General features: G+C 68.9%; 12 protein-coding genes and 1 tRNA gene. 8 read left to right on the top strand and 5 right to left on the bottom strand.

Annotation, left to right across the window (positions count from 1 at the left end):
- Positions 1 to 90: 90 nt before the first annotated feature.
- Both KU887_RS11545 and KU887_RS11540 read right to left on the bottom strand, forming a co-directional pair.
- A tRNA-Val gene (locus tag KU887_RS11545) sits at positions 91 to 165 on the bottom strand.
- A gap of 98 nt (positions 166 to 263) precedes the next feature.
- On the bottom strand, positions 264 to 1,166 hold the full coding sequence (locus KU887_RS11540; protein ID WP_006488085.1) for a LysR family transcriptional regulator: 903 nt from the start codon (positions 1,164 to 1,166) through the stop codon (positions 264 to 266).
- 173 nt (positions 1,167 to 1,339) lie between these two features.
- Here KU887_RS11540 and KU887_RS11535 point away from each other — a divergent pair, with 173 nt between their 5' ends.
- From KU887_RS11535 to KU887_RS11525, 3 genes are all read left to right on the top strand, one after another.
- Positions 1,340 to 3,091, top strand: coding sequence for an acyl-CoA dehydrogenase family protein (locus KU887_RS11535; protein WP_034201541.1), 1,752 nt, complete (start codon positions 1,340 to 1,342; stop codon positions 3,089 to 3,091).
- Entirely contained in the window at positions 3,088 to 4,299 is a 1,212-nt protein-coding gene (locus KU887_RS11530; RefSeq protein ID WP_006493710.1) for a CaiB/BaiF CoA-transferase family protein, read from the top strand. Before KU887_RS11535 ends, KU887_RS11530 begins: the two co-directional genes overlap by 4 nt.
- Before the next feature lie 89 nt (positions 4,300 to 4,388).
- Positions 4,389 to 5,801 (top strand): MFS transporter, encoded by a 1,413-nt coding sequence (locus tag KU887_RS11525; protein ID WP_006485508.1) that lies wholly within the window; start codon positions 4,389 to 4,391, stop codon positions 5,799 to 5,801.
- Between the two features lie 261 nt (positions 5,802 to 6,062).
- Here the strand turns inward: KU887_RS11525 and KU887_RS11520 are convergent, their stop codons facing one another.
- Both KU887_RS11520 and argA read right to left on the bottom strand, forming a co-directional pair.
- Positions 6,063 to 6,338, bottom strand: a complete 276-nt coding sequence (locus KU887_RS11520) for an oxidative damage protection protein (RefSeq protein WP_006478357.1) — start codon at positions 6,336 to 6,338, stop codon at positions 6,063 to 6,065.
- A gap of 53 nt (positions 6,339 to 6,391) precedes the next feature.
- Positions 6,392 to 7,771 (bottom strand): amino-acid N-acetyltransferase, encoded by a 1,380-nt coding sequence (argA, locus tag KU887_RS11515; RefSeq protein WP_006485509.1) that lies wholly within the window; start codon positions 7,769 to 7,771, stop codon positions 6,392 to 6,394.
- A gap of 23 nt (positions 7,772 to 7,794) precedes the next feature.
- Between argA and hrpA the strand changes: the two genes are divergently transcribed.
- The 5 genes from hrpA (at position 7,795) to KU887_RS11490 (ending at position 15,932) form a co-directional block, all read left to right on the top strand.
- Positions 7,795 to 12,006, top strand: coding sequence for an ATP-dependent RNA helicase HrpA (hrpA, locus tag KU887_RS11510; RefSeq protein WP_258250066.1), 4,212 nt, complete (start codon positions 7,795 to 7,797; stop codon positions 12,004 to 12,006).
- A gap of 189 nt (positions 12,007 to 12,195) precedes the next feature.
- Entirely contained in the window at positions 12,196 to 13,185 is a 990-nt protein-coding gene (locus KU887_RS11505) for a beta-propeller fold lactonase family protein (RefSeq protein ID WP_006482513.1), read from the top strand.
- A gap of 16 nt (positions 13,186 to 13,201) precedes the next feature.
- Positions 13,202 to 14,176: a sterol desaturase family protein gene (locus KU887_RS11500; protein ID WP_006482516.1), complete on the top strand. Its 975-nt coding sequence runs from the start codon at positions 13,202 to 13,204 to the stop codon at positions 14,174 to 14,176.
- 116 nt (positions 14,177 to 14,292) lie between these two features.
- Positions 14,293 to 15,120, top strand: a complete 828-nt coding sequence (locus KU887_RS11495; RefSeq protein ID WP_006478362.1) for an EI24 domain-containing protein — start codon at positions 14,293 to 14,295, stop codon at positions 15,118 to 15,120.
- Positions 15,117 to 15,932, top strand: a complete 816-nt coding sequence (locus KU887_RS11490; RefSeq protein ID WP_006482515.1) for a molybdopterin-binding protein — start codon at positions 15,117 to 15,119, stop codon at positions 15,930 to 15,932. The genes KU887_RS11495 and KU887_RS11490 overlap by 4 nt, the downstream gene beginning before the upstream one ends.
- Before the next feature lie 116 nt (positions 15,933 to 16,048).
- On the opposite strand, the gene KU887_RS11485 is transcribed toward KU887_RS11490, so the two are convergent.
- Positions 16,049 to 16,516, bottom strand: a complete 468-nt coding sequence (locus KU887_RS11485) for a rhodanese-like domain-containing protein (RefSeq protein WP_062911315.1) — start codon at positions 16,514 to 16,516, stop codon at positions 16,049 to 16,051.
- Positions 16,517 to 16,528: the final 12 nt, after the last annotated feature.

Raw genomic sequence — 16,528 nt, 5'->3', positions numbered from 1 at the left:
CGTATGACGTGGCGCCCGCGTCGCTCGGGGCACGCGCGACGCCCAAAACGAAAAGGGCCTGCGTCGTGAGACGCAGGCCCTTGAATTCTTTGGTGGGCGGTACTGGGATCGAACCAGTGACCCCTGCCGTGTGAAGGCAGTGCTCTACCGCTGAGCTAACCGCCCAAAGAAGAATCAAATTATGTCAGAGATTTTGGGGCTCGTAAAGCCCTTTCTGCAAATTTTTTCAAATAGCCGCAAGCACCGGTTCGCGAGCCGCGCGCTCAGCCCGCGAGCGCGGGCAGCGCATCGATCGACGCGCGTACGTAGCCGGCAAAGCGCAGCGCCACCGGTTCGGCGGTGCCGCTGCGTTTCAGCGCGAGCGTGCGCGATTCGAGCGACGCATCCTTCAGCGGCAGGAACGCAAGCCGGTCGCTTTTCGCCTGCTGCAGCACGCGCGGCACCAGCGCGATGCCCATCCCGAATTCGATCATCGACAGGACCGTCTGCCACAGCCGCGCCTCGTGACGGATCAGCGGACTGAATCCCGCGTTCACGCACTGCGCGATGATCAGGTCGTGATAGTGCGGTGCGGCGTCGCGCGGAAACAGGATGAACGGTTCCGTCGCGAGCGTGGCGAGCGCGACCTGCCTGCGCCGCGCCAGTGGATGCGCGGCCGGCAGGCAGCACACGAACGGCTCCGCATAGACGGGCACCGATTCCACCTCGGGCGGGAAGTGGCCCCAGTGCGCATAGCCGAGATCGATCTGGCCACGCTGGATCGCCTGTACCTGCGCGTGCGTGTTCATCTCGCTCAGCACGACCTCGACGCCCGGATAGTCGGCCTCGAAGCGCCGCACGGCGTCGGGCAGCCCGCGATACAGCATCGAGTGGACGAAGCCGATCCGCAGCCGGCCCGCGAGCCCCGATGCGGAGCGCACCGTCAGGCGCTCGGCTTCGGCCGCCTGCAGCAGCAGCCGGCGCGCTTCGCCGAGCAGCACCTCGCCCGCGTTGGTCAGCGCGACCGTCTTGTTGGTGCGCGAGAACAACTGCACGCCGAGCGCGTCCTCGAACTTGCGGATGTCGAAGCTCAGCGCCGGCTGCGAGATGAACAGGCGCTTCGCCGCGCGCCCGAAATGCAGCTCCTCGGCGACCGCCACGAAGTAGCGCAACTGCCTCAGTTCCATGGTGTCTCCTCCCGGCGTCGGCATCGATAAGCGATATCTATCGTACCGGACAAATCCTGTATTGGACGCTTATCGATCGCGCGCCTACGCTCTGCGGGAGGCTTGACGCAGGATCGGCCGGACGCCGCGGCGCGCGGCCCGGTCGCCGCGCAGGCAACCCAGGAGACGCATGCATGAACGACACCGCTCGCACGCCCGACACCGGCGCATCCAATATCCCCGACAGCCGGGGCATCAATTTCTTCACCGTCGACCCCGATCTCGGCGCATTGCTGAAGCTGCATCTCGGCGATGCGCGCTATGCCGAACTCGAGCCGCAGCTGCACGCGCTCGGTGCGCGCGTGTCGGGCGAACTCGACGAATGGGCGTCGCGCGCGGACAAGCATCCGCCCGTGCTCGAGCATCGCAACCGGCGCGGCGAGGCCGTGCAGCGGATCGACAAGGACCCGGCGTACGTCGCGCTCGAACGCGTCGCGTATGCGGAGCTGGGGCTCGCGTCGCTGAGCCACGGAGCCGAAACCGTGCCGCCGCTCGTCAAGTACGCGCTGACGTTCCTGTTCGTGCAGGCGGAATTCGGGCTGTGCTGCCCGGTCAGCATGACGGATTCGCTGACGCGCACGCTGCGCCGCTTCGGCGATCCCGCGCTGGTCGCGCGCTACCTGCCGATGCTCGCGTCGCGCGACTTCGACACGCTGTACCAGGGCGCGATGTTCATGACCGAGCAGGCGGCCGGCTCCGACGTCGGCCGGATCGCGACGCGCGCGACCTGCGAAACCGACGTGCACGGCGAGACCGTCTGGCGGCTGACCGGCGACAAGTGGTTCTGCTCGAACGCGGACGCCGATCTCGCGATGGTGCTCGCGCGGCCCGACGGCGCGCCGGACGGCATCAAGGGCCTCGCGCTGTTCCTGCTGCCGAAGACGCTGCCGGACGGCACGCGCAACCGCTACCGGATCGTGCGGCTGAAGGACAAGCTCGGCAGCCGTTCGATGGCGAGCGGCGAGATCGCGCTCGAAGGCGCGCAGGCGTACCTGATCGGCGAGATCGGCCGCGGCTTTCACCAGATGGCCGACATGATCAACATGTCGCGGCTGTCGAACGGCGTGCGCGCGGCGGGGCTGATGCGGCGCGCGCTGAACGAAGCGCTGCACGTGGCCGCGCATCGCGAGGCGTTCGGCCGCAAGCTGATCGAGATGCCGCTGATGCAGCGCCAGCTGATGAAGATGCTGCTGCCGGCCGAGGCCGCGCGCGCGATGTTCATGCAGATCGCGCTGCTGCTGCCGCAGGCCGACGCGGGCGACGAGCAGGCCGCGCGGTGCGTGCGGATCCTGACGCCGCTGATCAAGTTCCGCGCGTGCCGCGACGCGCGCCGCGTGACGGGCGACGCGATGGAAGTGCGCGGCGGCACCGGCTATATCGAGGAATGGAGCGATGCGCGGCTCGTGCGCGACGCGCATCTCGGCTCGATCTGGGAGGGCACCAGCAACATCGTCGCGCTCGACGTCGCGCGCGCCGCGCAGCGCGAGCATGCGCTCGACGCGCTGCGCACGTTCCTCGGCGATCGCCTGGGCGCGGCGCCGCTGCCCGAGGCGAGCCGCACGGCGTTGCGGCGCATTCTGGCGCGGGCGTGCGACGGGCTCGCGCGGGTCGCTGACGAAGGCGACGACGCGCGCGTGCGGCAAGCCGCGTCCGCGCTGTATTACGCGAGCGCGGCCGTATTGATGGCCTGCGAGGGCGCGCGGCTCGCGCCGGATTTCCGCCGTCTCGCGCTGGCGCACCTGATCGTGCGTCACAAGCTGCTGCCGGTCGATCCGCTCGCGCCGGCTCCGCGCGACGACGAATCGGCCGCGTCCGACGCGCTGCTGCGCGGTCTGCCGGTCGCGCTCGACACGGCGCTCGACCTGCTGCCGGAGGTCGAGCGATGAGCGCGACGCGTGGCGCACTGGACGGCCTGAAGGTCGTCGACCTGAGCCGGGTGCTCGGCGGCCCGTACTGCACGCAGGCGCTCGCCGATCACGGCGCGACGGTGGTCAAGATCGAGCCGCCCGCCGGCGACGAAACGCGCGGCTGGGGGCCGCCGTTCCTCGGCGACACGGCCTGGTATTTCATGGGCGTGAACCGCAACAAGGAAGGGCTCGCGCTCGACCTGTCGCGCGACGAAGGGCGCGCGATCCTGTGGCGCCTGCTCGAGGAAGCCGACGTGCTCGTCGAGAATTTCAAGCCGGGTACGCTCGCGCGCTGGGGGATGGACTACGCACGCGACCTGCAGCCGCGCTTTCCGCGCCTGATCCACTGCGCGGTGACGGGCTTCGGCGACGACGGCCCGCTCGGCGGGCTGCCGGGCTACGACGCGGTGATCCAGGCGATGGCCGGGCTGATGAGCGTGAACGGCGAACGCGACGGCGACGCGACCCGCATCGGCCTGCCGATCGTCGACATGGTCACGGGGCTCAACGCGCTCGCCGGCATCCTGCTGGCGCTCGCGGAGCGCGAGAAGAGCGGGCGCGGGCAGTCGATCGACGTCGCGCTGTACGACTGCGGCGTGTCGCTGCTGCATCCGCACCTGCCGAATTTCTTCGGCTCGGGTCGCGTGCCGGAGCGCAGCGGCAACGCGCACCCGAACATCGCGCCGTACGACAGCTACCGCACGGCCACCGTGCCGATTTTCCTCGCGGTCGGCAACGACCGGCAGTTCGCGCGGCTCGTCGCGCATCTCGGCGCGCCGGCGCTCGCCGGCGATCCGCGCTTCGTCGACAACCGCAGCCGCTGCGCGCACCGGCCCGCGCTGAAGGCCGAGCTGGAAGCGCGGCTCGCCGCGCACGCATGCGAGCCGCTCGCGCGTGACCTGATGGCGGCCGGCGTGCCGTGCGGGCCGGTGCGCACGGTGGCCGACGTCGCGCACGATCCGCATGCGCTGCACCGCAACCTGTTCGTCGAGATCGGCGCGTATCGCGGCACCGCGTCGCCGGTGAAGCTGTCGCGCACGCCGGCCACCTACCGGTCGGCGCCGCCCGCGCTCGGCCGCGACACGCGCGCGGTGCTCGACCGGCTCGGCGTCGATCGCGCGCTTCAGCAGCAACTGCTCGATGCCGGCGTGCTGAAGACGGCGGCCGGCGAATCGCCGCCCGACTGACACGACGCCGCTGGCCGGCGGCGTGATGCCGGCCACCGGGAAAGGCGCGCGCGAGTCGCGCCCCCGATCACCCCAATATGGAGACATCGATGAGCCGTCCTCAATCCCCGCCCGCCGCACAACCGCGGCCCGGCCGCGCCGCCCTCGCGGCGTTCGTCGGCACCACGATCGAGTGGTACGACTTCTACATCTACGGCACGGCCGCGGCGCTCGTGTTCGGCAAGGTGTTCTTTTCCGGCACGATGGATCCCGGCGTCGCGACGCTGCTCGCGTTCGTCACGTTCTGGGCCGGCTTCGCCGCGCGGCCGCTCGGCGGCATCGTGTTCGGGCATCTCGGCGATCGCGTCGGCCGCAAGACCGCGCTCGTGATCACGCTGGTGATGATGGGGCTCGCGACGACCGGCATCGGCCTGCTGCCCGGTTACGCGTCGATCGGCGTGTGGGCGCCGGCGGGCCTCGTCGTGCTGCGCGTGCTGCAGGGCATCGCGGTCGGCGGCGAGTGGGGCGGCGCGGTGCTGATCGCGAGCGAGAATGCGCCGAAGCATCGCAGCATCCTGTATGCGGCGTTCGCGCAGCAAGGCTCGCCCACCGGCAACCTGCTGGCCACGGCGGCATTCTTCGCGCTGAGCGCGCTGCCGACCCCGTCGTTCCTGATGTGGGGCTGGCGCATTCCGTTCCTGCTGTCGGCCGTGCTCGTGGTCATCGGGATGGTGATCCGGCTGCGGCTCGAGGAGTCGATCGACATGCAGCGCGTGCTCGCGCGCAAGCGCACGGTGAAGCTGCCGCTGCGCGACGTCGTGCGCGACCACTGGGTCGTCGTGCTGCTCGCGGCCGGCACGCTGCCGGTGATCAACGTCACGTATTTCCGCAGCACGTTCGCGCTGTCGTGGGCGACGAAGGAACTCGGCTACGCGCAGGGCACGTTCCTCGGCATCCTGTCGATCTCGCTCGTCGTGCAGTTCCTGATGCAGCCGGTCGGTGCGTGGTTCGTGTCGAAGGTCGACATGCGGCGCGCGATGGGCTGGATCCTGATCCCGGAAATCGTGCTGATGCCCGTGATGTTCCACGCGCTCGCGACGCGTTCTTACTGGGTCGCCGTCGCGGGCATGTGCATCTCGACGATTCCGTCGGCGATGTTCTACGGGGCGGTCGGCGGCGTGCTCGCCCGCGTGTTCCCGGCGAACATCCGCTATACGGGCCTGTCGCTCGCGTATCAGTTGAGCGCACTGGTCGTCGGCGGCGGCACGCCGGTGCTCGCGCAGGCGATTCTCAATGCGACGGGCAGCATCGTCGGCGTCGCGATCGCGTCGGGGCTGTACGCGCTCGTGTCGCTGGCGTGCATGCTGGCGCTGCTGAACCGCACCGGGTATCGCGCCGACGAGTTGTCGAGCGCCGAGCGCAGCGATGCGGCCGAGTGGGGCACCGAAGGCGCCGGGGCCGATTGTCCGGCCGGCGCGCCGGCACAGCCCGACGATCGCGGCACGTTGAAACCGGCGGGGTGACGCGGGGAGGCCGGCGCGATTCGGCACGCTGGCGACGCGGTAATTCGGTGAGGCGGCAATCCGCCGGCGCGGTCGCGCGGTAATTCGGCGCTCCGGCGGCATCGCGTGCCGGACCGAGCGTGCGTCGCGCGGCGTCGGCTCGCACCGGATCACGCTTCCCAAAAGCAAACGGCACCGTGCGAGACACGGTGCCGTTTGCCTGGGCGTTGGCTTCACGTCGCGACGAGGCCGGCGCGGCCTGCCGTCGCGAGTCGCGTCGCTTCAGCCTTCCGTCGGCGGCACGTAGCCGGACGCCTGGTCCGCGCCGTCGCCGAAGAAGTACTTCTCGGTCTGCTTCATCAGGTACTGACGCGCGCGCGGATCGGCCATGTTCAGGCGGTTTTCGTTGATCAGCATCGTCTGCTGCTTGAGCCAGCCTTGCCACGCTTCCTTCGAGACGCTCTCGTAAATGCGCTTGCCGAGTTCGCCCGGCAGCGGCGGGAAATCGAGGCCTTCGGCTTCCTTGCCGAGCTTCGCGCATTGGATCATTCGAGCCATCGTGTACTTCTCCTGTAATCGGTGTCTGGGGGGAAGGGCAGTCGTGCCGGTGCTCAGAGCTGCTTCATCAGCACGAGCGACTTGCGCTGCCAGTTATAGAGTTTGCGACGGTCTTCCGGCAGGTCGTCGACGCTGACCTTGACGAAGCCGCGCTTGAGGAACCAGTGCTCGGTGCGCGTCGTGAGCACGAAGATGTGCGTGAGGCCGCGCGCGCGGGCACGCTGCTCGATGCGCTTGAGCAGGCGCTCGCCGTCGCCCGAGCCCTGCGCTTCCGGCGCGACCGTCAGGCACGCCATCTCGCCGATCTTCTCCTGCTGGTACGGGTACAGCGCCGCGCAGCCGAACAGCACGCCGTCGTGCTCGATCACCGAGAAGTGGTCGATGTCGCGTTCGATCTGGTGGCGGCCGCGCCGCACCAGCGTGCCGTCCGACTCGAGCGGCTCGATCAGCGACAGGATGCCGCCGACGTCGTCCGGCGTCGCCTCGCGCAGGCTCTCGAGATTCTCGTACGAGATCATCGTGCCGACGCCGTCGTGCAGGAACAGTTCGAGCAGCATGCTGCCGTCGAGCGACTGCGGGATCAGGTGCGCGCGGGTCACGCCGCCGCGGCACGCGCGGATCGAATGCTTCAGGAAGAACGCGTCGTCGCCCTGGATGTTGCCAGAATCGAGCAGCTCGGCCGCGGCGTCGAGCGACATTTCGCGGACCAGCTCGCCTTCGTCGTCGACGATGCCGGGCCCTTCGGTCAGGAAGATGATCTTGTCGGCGCGCAGCGCGATCGCGGCCGCCGACGCGACGTCTTCCATCGACAGGTTGAACGCTTCGCCGGTCGGCGAGAAACCGAGCGGCGACAGCAGCACGAGCTTGCGGCTCGCGAGCGAATGACGGATCGATTCGGCGTCGATCTTGCGCACGATGCCCGTGTGCGCGAAATCGACCCCGTCGAGAATCCCCACCGGCCGCGCGGTCACGAAGTTGCCCGACACGACGCTGATGTGCGCGTGCGCCATCGGCGAGTTCGGCAGACCCTGGCTGATCGCGGCCTCGATGTCGAGACGCACCTCGCCGGCCGCTTCCTTCGCGGATTCGAGCGCGCGCGCATCGGTGATGCGCAGCCCGTGCGAAAACTCGGATTCGACACCGTGCAGGCTCAACTGCTCCTCGACCTGCGGGCGCGAGCCGTGCACCAGCACGATCTGGATGCCCATCGCCTGCAACAGCGCGATGTCGGACACGAGCGCATTCAGCAGCCCCTGCTGCACCACCTCGCCGCCGAACCCCACGACGAACGTGCTGTTGCGGAACTTGTGGATATAGGGCGCGACGGAGCGCATCCAGTCGACGAACTGCGCGTGGCTGGCGGCCGAATCGTCGGCGGCCGGCGGCGTCGCGGCGCCGGTCTGGGCGGGAGGGAGGTCGGTTTGGGAATTCATGGGCGGGATTATAATGCGCCCCCATGTCGAATGTTTCTAAAAGTCCCGCGCCGACGCGGGCCAATACGCCGTCGGCGCAGCACCCGGATGGTGCGGCCGATGCGCGCCAGCAGCAGGGCCAGCAGCAGGGCCAGCCGCCCCGCCAGCAGCAGGACAAGCCGGCGGGCACGGCGGCACCCGCACCGCGCGGCGACGAACGGCGCGGCGGCGCGCGCCAGCCGGCCGCGAAGGGCGCGCCCCAGGCAACGGGCGAGCGCGCCCCGCGCCGCGAGCGTCCGCCGCGCGCCCCGGTCGCACCGAATCCCGTTCCGCCGATCACGTACCCGGAAAGCCTGCCCGTCTCGGGCAAGCGCGACGAGATTGCGCGCGCGATCGCCGATCATCAGGTCGTGATCGTCTGCGGCGAAACCGGCTCGGGCAAGACCACCCAGTTGCCGAAGATCTGTCTCGATCTCGGCCGCGGCCTCGGCGCCGGCGGCACGGGCCTGATCGGCCATACGCAGCCGCGGCGCCTGGCCGCCTCGTCGACCGGCCGCCGGATTGCCGAGGAACTCGGCACGCCGTTCGGCGAGGTGGTCGGCTACAAGGTGCGCTTTACCGACAATCTCGCGCCGGGCGCGTCCGTCAAGCTGATGACGGACGGCATCCTGCTCGCGGAGACGCAGACCGACCCGTTGCTGAAGGCGTACGACACGCTGATCATCGACGAGGCGCACGAGCGCAGCCTGAACATCGACTTCCTGCTCGGCTATCTGAAGGAAATCCTGCCGAGGCGGCCGGACCTGAAGCTGATCGTCACGTCCGCGACGATCGACGCCGACCGCTTCGCGCGCCATTTCGGCACCGACGCGCGCCCGGCGCCCGTGATCGAGGTGAGCGGGCGGCTGTATCCGGTCGAGATGCGCTACCGCCCGGTGGCCGAGGATCGCCCGGCCGTGAAGAACGCCGAAGGCACGGGCGGCCGCGACCGCGTGAAGACCGCGCGCGAAGCCGAGCGCGACCTGATGGACGCGATCGTCGACGCGGTCGACGAGCTGTGCCGCGAAGGCCCCGGCGACGTGCTGGTGTTCCTGCCCGGCGAGCGCGAGATCCGCGAGGCGGCCGAGGCGCTGCGCAAGCACCATCCGCCGCATACCGAGATCCTGCCGCTGTTCGCGCGGCTCTCGGCGGCCGACCAGGACAAGGTGTTCAAGGCGTCGAACGCGCGCCGCATCGTGCTCGCGACCAACGTGGCCGAAACTTCGCTGACGGTGCCGGGCATCCGCTACGTGGTCGACACCGGCCTCGCGCGCGTGAAGCGCTATTCGTACCGGAACAAGGTCGAGCAGCTGCAGGTCGAGTCGATCTCGCAGGCCGCCGCGAACCAGCGCGCGGGCCGCTGCGGCCGGGTGGCCGACGGCGTCTGCATCCGCTTGTACGAGGAAAGCGACTACCAGGCGCGCGCGCGCTTCACCGACCCGGAAATCCTGCGCTCGTCGCTCGCGTCGGTGATCCTGCGGATGAAGTCGCTGCACCTGACCGCGATCGAATCGTTCCCGTTCCTCGAGCCGCCGCCCGGCCGCGCGATCGCGGACGGTTATCAACTGCTGAACGAACTCGGCGCGGTCGACGACGACAACGCGCTGACGCCGCTCGGCCGCGAGCTCGCGCGCCTGCCGCTTGACCCGCGCGTCGGCCGGATGATTCTCGCCGCGCGCGACCAGCAGTCGCTGCGCGAGGTGCTGATCATCGCGAGCGCGCTGTCCGTGCAGGACCCGCGCGACCGCCCGATCGAAGCGCAGGAGCAGGCCGACCAGGCGCACCGCCGGTTCGCCGACGAGCGCTCCGAATTCCTGCAGTGGCTGAAGATCTGGGCGTGGTTCGAAGAGGCCGTCGCGCACAAGAAATCGAATCGCCAGCTGATCGATGCATGCCGGCAGAACTTCCTGTCGCACCTGCGGCTGCGCGAGTGGCGCGACGTCCATTCGCAGCTGCTGACGGTCGTGCGCGAGCACGGCTGGCGGCTCAACGAAGTCGAGGCCACCTACGAGCAGATTCATCTGGCCCTGTTGACGGGCCTGCTCGGCAACCTCGGGATGAAGGCCGACGACGATCCGCATTACCTCGGCGCGCGCGGCATCAAGTTCTACCTGTGGCCGGGCTCCGCGCTCGCGAAGAAGGCCGGCCGCTGGGTGATGGCGGCCGAACTCGTCGAGACGAGCCGGCTGTACGCGCGCTGCCTCGCGAAGATCGAGCCCGAGTGGGTCGAGAAGATCGGCGCGCACCTGCTGAAGAAATCGCTGTCGGAGCCGCACTGGGAAAAGCGTCCGGCGCAGGTCAGCGCATTCGAGCGCGCGACGCTGTACGGGCTGCCGATCTACCACCGGCGGCGCGTCGCGTTCGGCAAGCAGGACCTGGCGCGCGCCCGCGAGCTGTTCATCCGCGGCGCGCTGGTCGAAGGCGAATTCGACACGAAGCTGCCGTTCTTCGCGCACAACCGCAAGCTGCTCGCCGACATCGAGCAGCTCGAGCACAAGTCGCGCCGTCAGGACGTGCTGGTCGACGACGAACTGATCTACGCGTACTACGACCATGCGATTCCGGAAGGCATCCACACGGGCGCCGCGTTCGAGCGCTGGTATCGCGACGAGGTGAAGAAGGGCGGCCAGGCGGAGGACAAGCAGCGGCTGCTGTACCTGTCGCGCGACGACCTGATGCGTCACGAGGCGGCCGGCGTCACGACCGACCTGTTCCCGAAGCGCGCGACGATGGCGGGTGTCGAAATGGCGCTCACCTATCACTTCGAGCCGGGCACGCCGCGCGACGGCGTGACGCTCGCGGTGCCGCTCTTCGCGCTGAACCAGGTCGACGCGCGCCGTTGCGAGTGGCTCGTGCCGGGGATGCTGAAGGAAAAGGTCCAGTTGCTGCTGAAGTCGCTGCCGCAGAAGCTGCGCCGGCACTGCGTGCCGCTGCCCGAATACGCGGCCGGCTTCGTCGAGCGGATGGGCCGCGAGCGCTTCGGTGCGGGCGGGCTCGTCGAGGCGCTGATCGCCGACGTGCGCGGCGAGACGCAGGTCGCGATGAAAACGGCCGACTTCAAGCTCGAGACGCTGCCCGCGCACCTGTTCATGAACTTCAAGGTGATCGACGAGCACGGCCGCCAGCTCGCGATGGGGCGCAATCTCGCGCAGCTGCGCCAGGAGCTGGGCGCGCAGGCGCAGCAGCAGTTCCAGAAGATCGCGGCGGCGTCGACGATCGCGACCGGCGGCGACGCCGACGCCGGTCACGCGCTCGGCCACGCGTCCGCGTCGGCTGCCACGCCCGCGGTTGCCGCTCGCGGCGCGAAGGCCGGCAAGGGCGCCGCGCCGCAGACGGCCGTCCCGGCGGAAACCGGCGCGACCGCGCTGTATGAAAACCTGACGACGTGGAATTTCGGCAAGCTGCCCGAGTTGCTGGAAATCCGCCGGCGCGGCCAGACGCTGTACGGCTATCCGGCGCTCGTCGACCGCGGCACGCACTGCGACGTCGAGGTGTTCGATTCGCCGGAGGAGGCCGCGCGCATTCACCGGGCCGGCTTGCGGCGGCTGTTCGCGCTGCAGCTGAAGGAGCCGATCAAGTTCCTAGAGAAGAATCTGCCGGGCCTGCGCGAGATGGCGATGCAGTACATGTCGCTCGGCACGCAGGACGAACTGCGCGACCAGCTGATCGACACGGCGCTCGACCGCGCGTGCCTGCAGGATCCGCTGCCCGACGACGACGCGAGCTTCCACGCGCGCCGCGACGAGGGCCGCAGCCGCCTGAACCTGCTCGCGCAGGAAATCGCGCGGCTCGTCGGGCAGATCCTGGCCGAATACGCGGGGCTCGTGAAGAAGCTCGCGCAGGCGAAGCCGTTCGCGCAGGCGCATGCGGATCTGCAGCAGCAACTGGCTGCGCTGGTCGGCAAGCGCTTCGTGATCGACACGCCTTACGCGCAGCTTGCGCATTTCCCGCGCTACCTGAAGGGCATCGCGCTGCGCATCGACAAGCTGAAGGCCGATCCGGCACGCGACGCGAAGCAGTCGGCCGAGCTGCTGCCGCTCGCCCAGCAGTACCAGCGCGCGGTGTCGCAGCGCGGCGGCGTCGCCGATGCGCGGCTCGCGGAATTCCGCTGGCTGCTCGAGGAATTGCGGATTTCGTTGTTCGCGCAGGAACTGCGCACGCCGATGCCGGTCTCTGTCAAGCGTCTGCACAAGGTCTGGGAGTCGATGCAGCGCTAGCGCGGCATCGGTTGACCGCGTCCGCCCCGGCGGCTGGCCCTGGCTGCCCCGGCCGGCCGCACGGCGCCTGCCGCGGCGGCGCGTCCGGCAGGCGGGGCGTGCGGCGAAGCGGCGCAATACCGGCATGGGTCAACCGGAGGGGCCCGCCGAACGTTCTACAATGACTGCTGTTCCACGACGTGAGTCTTCATGCGCACTTTCCTTTCCCTCGGCCGCACGCTCGCGCTGGCCGCCGCCGTACTGGCGCCCGCCGCCCACGCGAATAACGTGATCGTTCTCAACTCGGCCGAAGCGACGCTTTCCCTGATCGACCAGCAGACCCGCGAAGTCGTTTCCACGATGCCGACCGGCAAGGAACCGCACCATTTGATGGCGACGCCCGACAATGCGTCGCTGATCGTTGCAAATTCGGTCTCGAACAGCCTGATGTTCCTCGATCCGAAGACGGGCAAGCTGCAGCGCACCGTCGAAGGGATCGACGATCCCTACCAGCTCGGCTTCTCGCCCGATCGCAAGTGGTTCGCGGCGGCCGGCCTGCGGCTCGACCGCGTCGACATCTACGGCTACGACGGCCGCGACCTGAAGCTCGTGAAGCGCGTGCCGCTCGCGGTGATGCCGAGCCACCTCGCGTTCACGAAGGACAGCAAGACGCTGCTCGTGTCGCTGCAGGTGTCCGGCGAGATCGCGGCGATCGACCTGCCTACGCAGACGGTCAAATGGAAGATGAAGGTCGGCAAGGTGCCGGCCGGCCTGTGGCTCACGCCGGACGACAAGTTCCTGCTCGTCGGGATGACCGGCGCGGATTACGTCGCGGTCGTCGACTGGCGCAACCAGAAGGTCGTCAAGCAGATCTACACGGGCAAGGGCGCGCACAACTTCCGTTCGCTCGCCGACGGCACGCACGTCGCGGTGACCAACCGCGTCGCGAACACGATCAGCATCATCGACGAGAACACGCTCACCAACGTCGGCGACATCACCGGCCTGCTGCCGGGCCCGGACGACATGGAGCTGTCCGCCGACAAGAAGACGCTGTGGGTGACGTTCCGTTTCGCGAAGAAGGTCGGGATCATCGACCTGGCGTCGCGCAAGCTGGTGCAGACGATCGCCGTCGGCCGCTCGCCGCACGGCATCTACTTCTACGACCGCGCGCCGTGGAAGGCGGCGAACGGCGCGTGACGGGCGGAGGCGAACGATGCTGCACCTGATCGATGCGTTCGTGTCGGACATCCAGACCTGGCTGTACGTCGATGTCGTGCAGCCGCTCCTCTTCAAGTTCAACCTGATGGACTATGACGAGGACACCTACGACGCGCTGTACTGGGTGATCATCGGCGCGCTGCAGATGGTGCTGATGTTCGCGCTGCTGCGCCCGCTCGAGGCGCTGCTGCCGGTCGAGCGCTGGAAGAACCGCCGCGCGGTGCGGGTCGACGTGATCTACACGGCGATCTCGAAGCTCGGCATCTACACGCTGTTCTTCTTCTTCGCGCTGCAGCCGGTGTTCGACAGCTTCCAGGCGTGGCTGCGCCTGCACGGCGTCGCGAACGTCAACCTCGACTATCTGTGGCCGGGCGTGACGTCGCAACCGATCGTCGCGTTCGCGATCTACCTCGTCGTGCTCGATTTCGCCGGCTACTGGTATCACCGCTGGCAGCACAAGTTCGGTATCTGGTGGGAGCTGCACGCGGTCCATCACAGCCAGCGGCAGATGTCGCTGTGGTGCGACGACCGCAACCACCTGCTCGACGACGTACTGCAGTCGTGCTTCTTCGCGGCGATCGCGCTCGTGATCGGCGTGACGCCGTCGCAGTTCGTCGTGCTGACCGCGGTCACGAACTTCCTGCAGAGCATTCAGCACACGAATGCGCGGCTGTCGTACGGCCGCATCGGCGAGCGCCTGCTCGTCAGCCCGATCTTCCATCGCCGCCACCATGCGGTCGGCTACGGCCACGAAGGCACCAAGTACGGCTGCAACTTCGGCGTGCTGTTCCCGTGGTGGGACATGATGTTCGGCACCGCGTCGTGGAACCGCACGGTCGAGCCGACCGGCATCCGCGAGCAGGTCGAGGGCGTGTCCTATGGCGACGGCTTCTGGTCGCAGCACGGCCTGGCGTTCGTGCGGATCTTCCGGCGCCTGTTCCCCGCCAAGCGCGGCGCGGCGTCGGCCTGACCCGATCCGGCCGTTCTCCCGTTGAACGACTTTCCCACGCGGCCCGCATGCGCTTTGGCGCATGCGGGCCGCGTGGTTTATCCTTTCCCCGTTTTTCTCCATCGATACAGGTCCGCATGAACGACTTGCTGCGTTCCTTCGTCCGGGCGCTCGCCAGCGCGCTGCACCCGCGCATGCTGTGGCTCACCCTGATGCCGTTCGTCGTCTCCGCGCTGCTGTGGGGCGCCGTGCTGTGGTTCTCGTGGCAGACGCTGCTGGACCTCGCGCGCGGCGCGCTCGACGGCTTCGTGCTGACGGCCATGCTGTATCGCGCGTTCGACGCGATCGGCATGTCGCAGCTGCATGCGGTCGTCGCGCCGTTCGTGGTCGTGTCGCTCGCGATCCCGCTGATCGTGCTGACCGTGCTGCTGCTGATCGCGACGATCTCGATGCCGGTCGTGATCAAGCACCTTTCGAATCGCCAGTTCGCGGCACTCGAAGCGAAGCGGGGCGGCACCTTCTTCGGCAGCGTAGTCAATTCGCTCGGCGCGGCGATCGTCGGCGTCGTACTGCTCGTCGTCACGATCCCGCTGTGGCTGATTCCGCCGTTCTTCGCGCTGCTGCCGCCGGTGATCTGGGGCTGGCTCACGTACCGCGTGATGACCTACGACGCGCTCGCGCTGCACGCGAGCCGCGACGAGCGCCGCGCGCTGGTGCGCCGGCACCGCTGGCCGCTGATCGGCATCGGCGTCGCGACCGGGCTGCTCGGCACCGTGCCGACCTTCGTGTGGGTCTCGTCGGTCTGGATGATGGTGCTGTTCCCGTTCGTCGCGGCCGCCATGATCTGGGTTTACGCTTTCATCCTCGTCTTCTCGGCGCTGTGGTTCGGGCACTACTGCCTGCGCGCGCTGGAAGACCTGCGCGCCAGCGCGCGCGCCACCGCAATCGACATGGGGCAGGCATGAGCATCGGCATCATCATCATCGGCGACGAAATCCTTTCGGGCCGCCGGCAGGACAAGCATCTGGCGAAGGTCATCGAGTTGCTCGGCGCGCGCGGCCTCGCGCTCGACTGGGCGGAATACGTCGGCGACGATCCGGCGCGCATCACCGCGACGCTCGCGCGCGCGATCGCGTCGGGCGACATCGTGTTCTCGACGGGCGGCATCGGCGCGACGCCGGACGACCATACGCGCCAGTGCGCGGCCGCCGCGCTCGGCGTGCCGCTCGCGCTGCATCCGGAAGCGAAGGAGCTGATTTCGGAGCGGATTCGCGAAACGCACACCGATCCGGCCACGCCGGTCGACTTCGAGTCGCCGGAGAACCAGCATCGCTTCAACATGGGCGTGTTCCCGGCGGGCGCGACGATCATCCCGAACGGCTACAACCGGATTCCCGGCTTCTCGGTCGGCGATCTCCATTTCGTGCCGGGCTTCCCGGTGATGGCGTGGCCGATGATCGAATGGGTGCTCGATACGAAGTACGCGCATCTGCATCACGCGACGCCGCATGCGGAGCGCTCGCTGTACGTGTTCGAACTGCCGGAATCGACACTCACGCCGCTGATGGAGAAGATCGAGCGCGATTTCCCGGGCGTGCGCGTGTTCAGCCTGCCGAGCGTGGGCGACGCGGAGCGCGGCGGCATCTACGCGCGCCGGCACATCGATCTCGGCGTGAAGGGCGAGCCGGAAGCGGTCGCGGCCGCGTTCGTGAAGCTGCGCGAAGGCGTGCATCTGCTCGGCGGCGACGTCGTCGAGCCCGACACGCCGCGCCCCTGAGCGGCCTGCAACGCGGCAATGCCAAAAGCAACGGGCCGCGCAACGCGGCCCGTCATCGGCATGTCATCGCCCGGCTCGACGATGAGGCTGTCGCAACCGGCGGGTGCGGCGCGCGCTCAGGCGCCGATCCACGGCAGTTTGCGGAAGCACCAGCCGTCGACCGTCTTGCGGTGGCCTTCGGCGTCCTTCGTGCCCTCGAAGCCTTCGAGCAGGTCGAACGCCTTCGTGTAGCCGGCCTGCGCGGACGCGACCGCGGCGAGCTTCGAGCGCGCGGCGCTGCGGCACAGGAACAGGATCGGCGTATCGACGGCCGGGAGGGCCGCCTTCAGTTCGTTGACGAATTCGGCATTCGGCACGCCGCCCGGGTAGCGCGTCCATTCGAGGTGCAGGTACTGGCCGTCGCCGACGAGCGGGCGGCCGATCCAGTCCAGCTCGGCGCGCGTGCGCACGTCGACGAGGCGCGCCGACGGGTCGAGCTGCAGCAGTTCGAATGCCTCGACCGGCAGCAGCGCGCCGGCGTAGTTGAGCGCGCCTTGTGCGCGGCGTTCGTCGGCCTTCGCGTAAAGCTGGTCGAGCGTACTCATGGCAGGGAGTCT

It is taken from the genome of Burkholderia sp. EMB26 (assembly GCF_024730645.1).
GTDB classification, from domain to species: Bacteria; Pseudomonadota; Gammaproteobacteria; order Burkholderiales; family Burkholderiaceae; genus Burkholderia; species Burkholderia cenocepacia.
The sequence above is the reverse complement of the archived record's forward strand: the minus strand, read 5'-3'. Positions and strand labels throughout refer to the sequence as shown.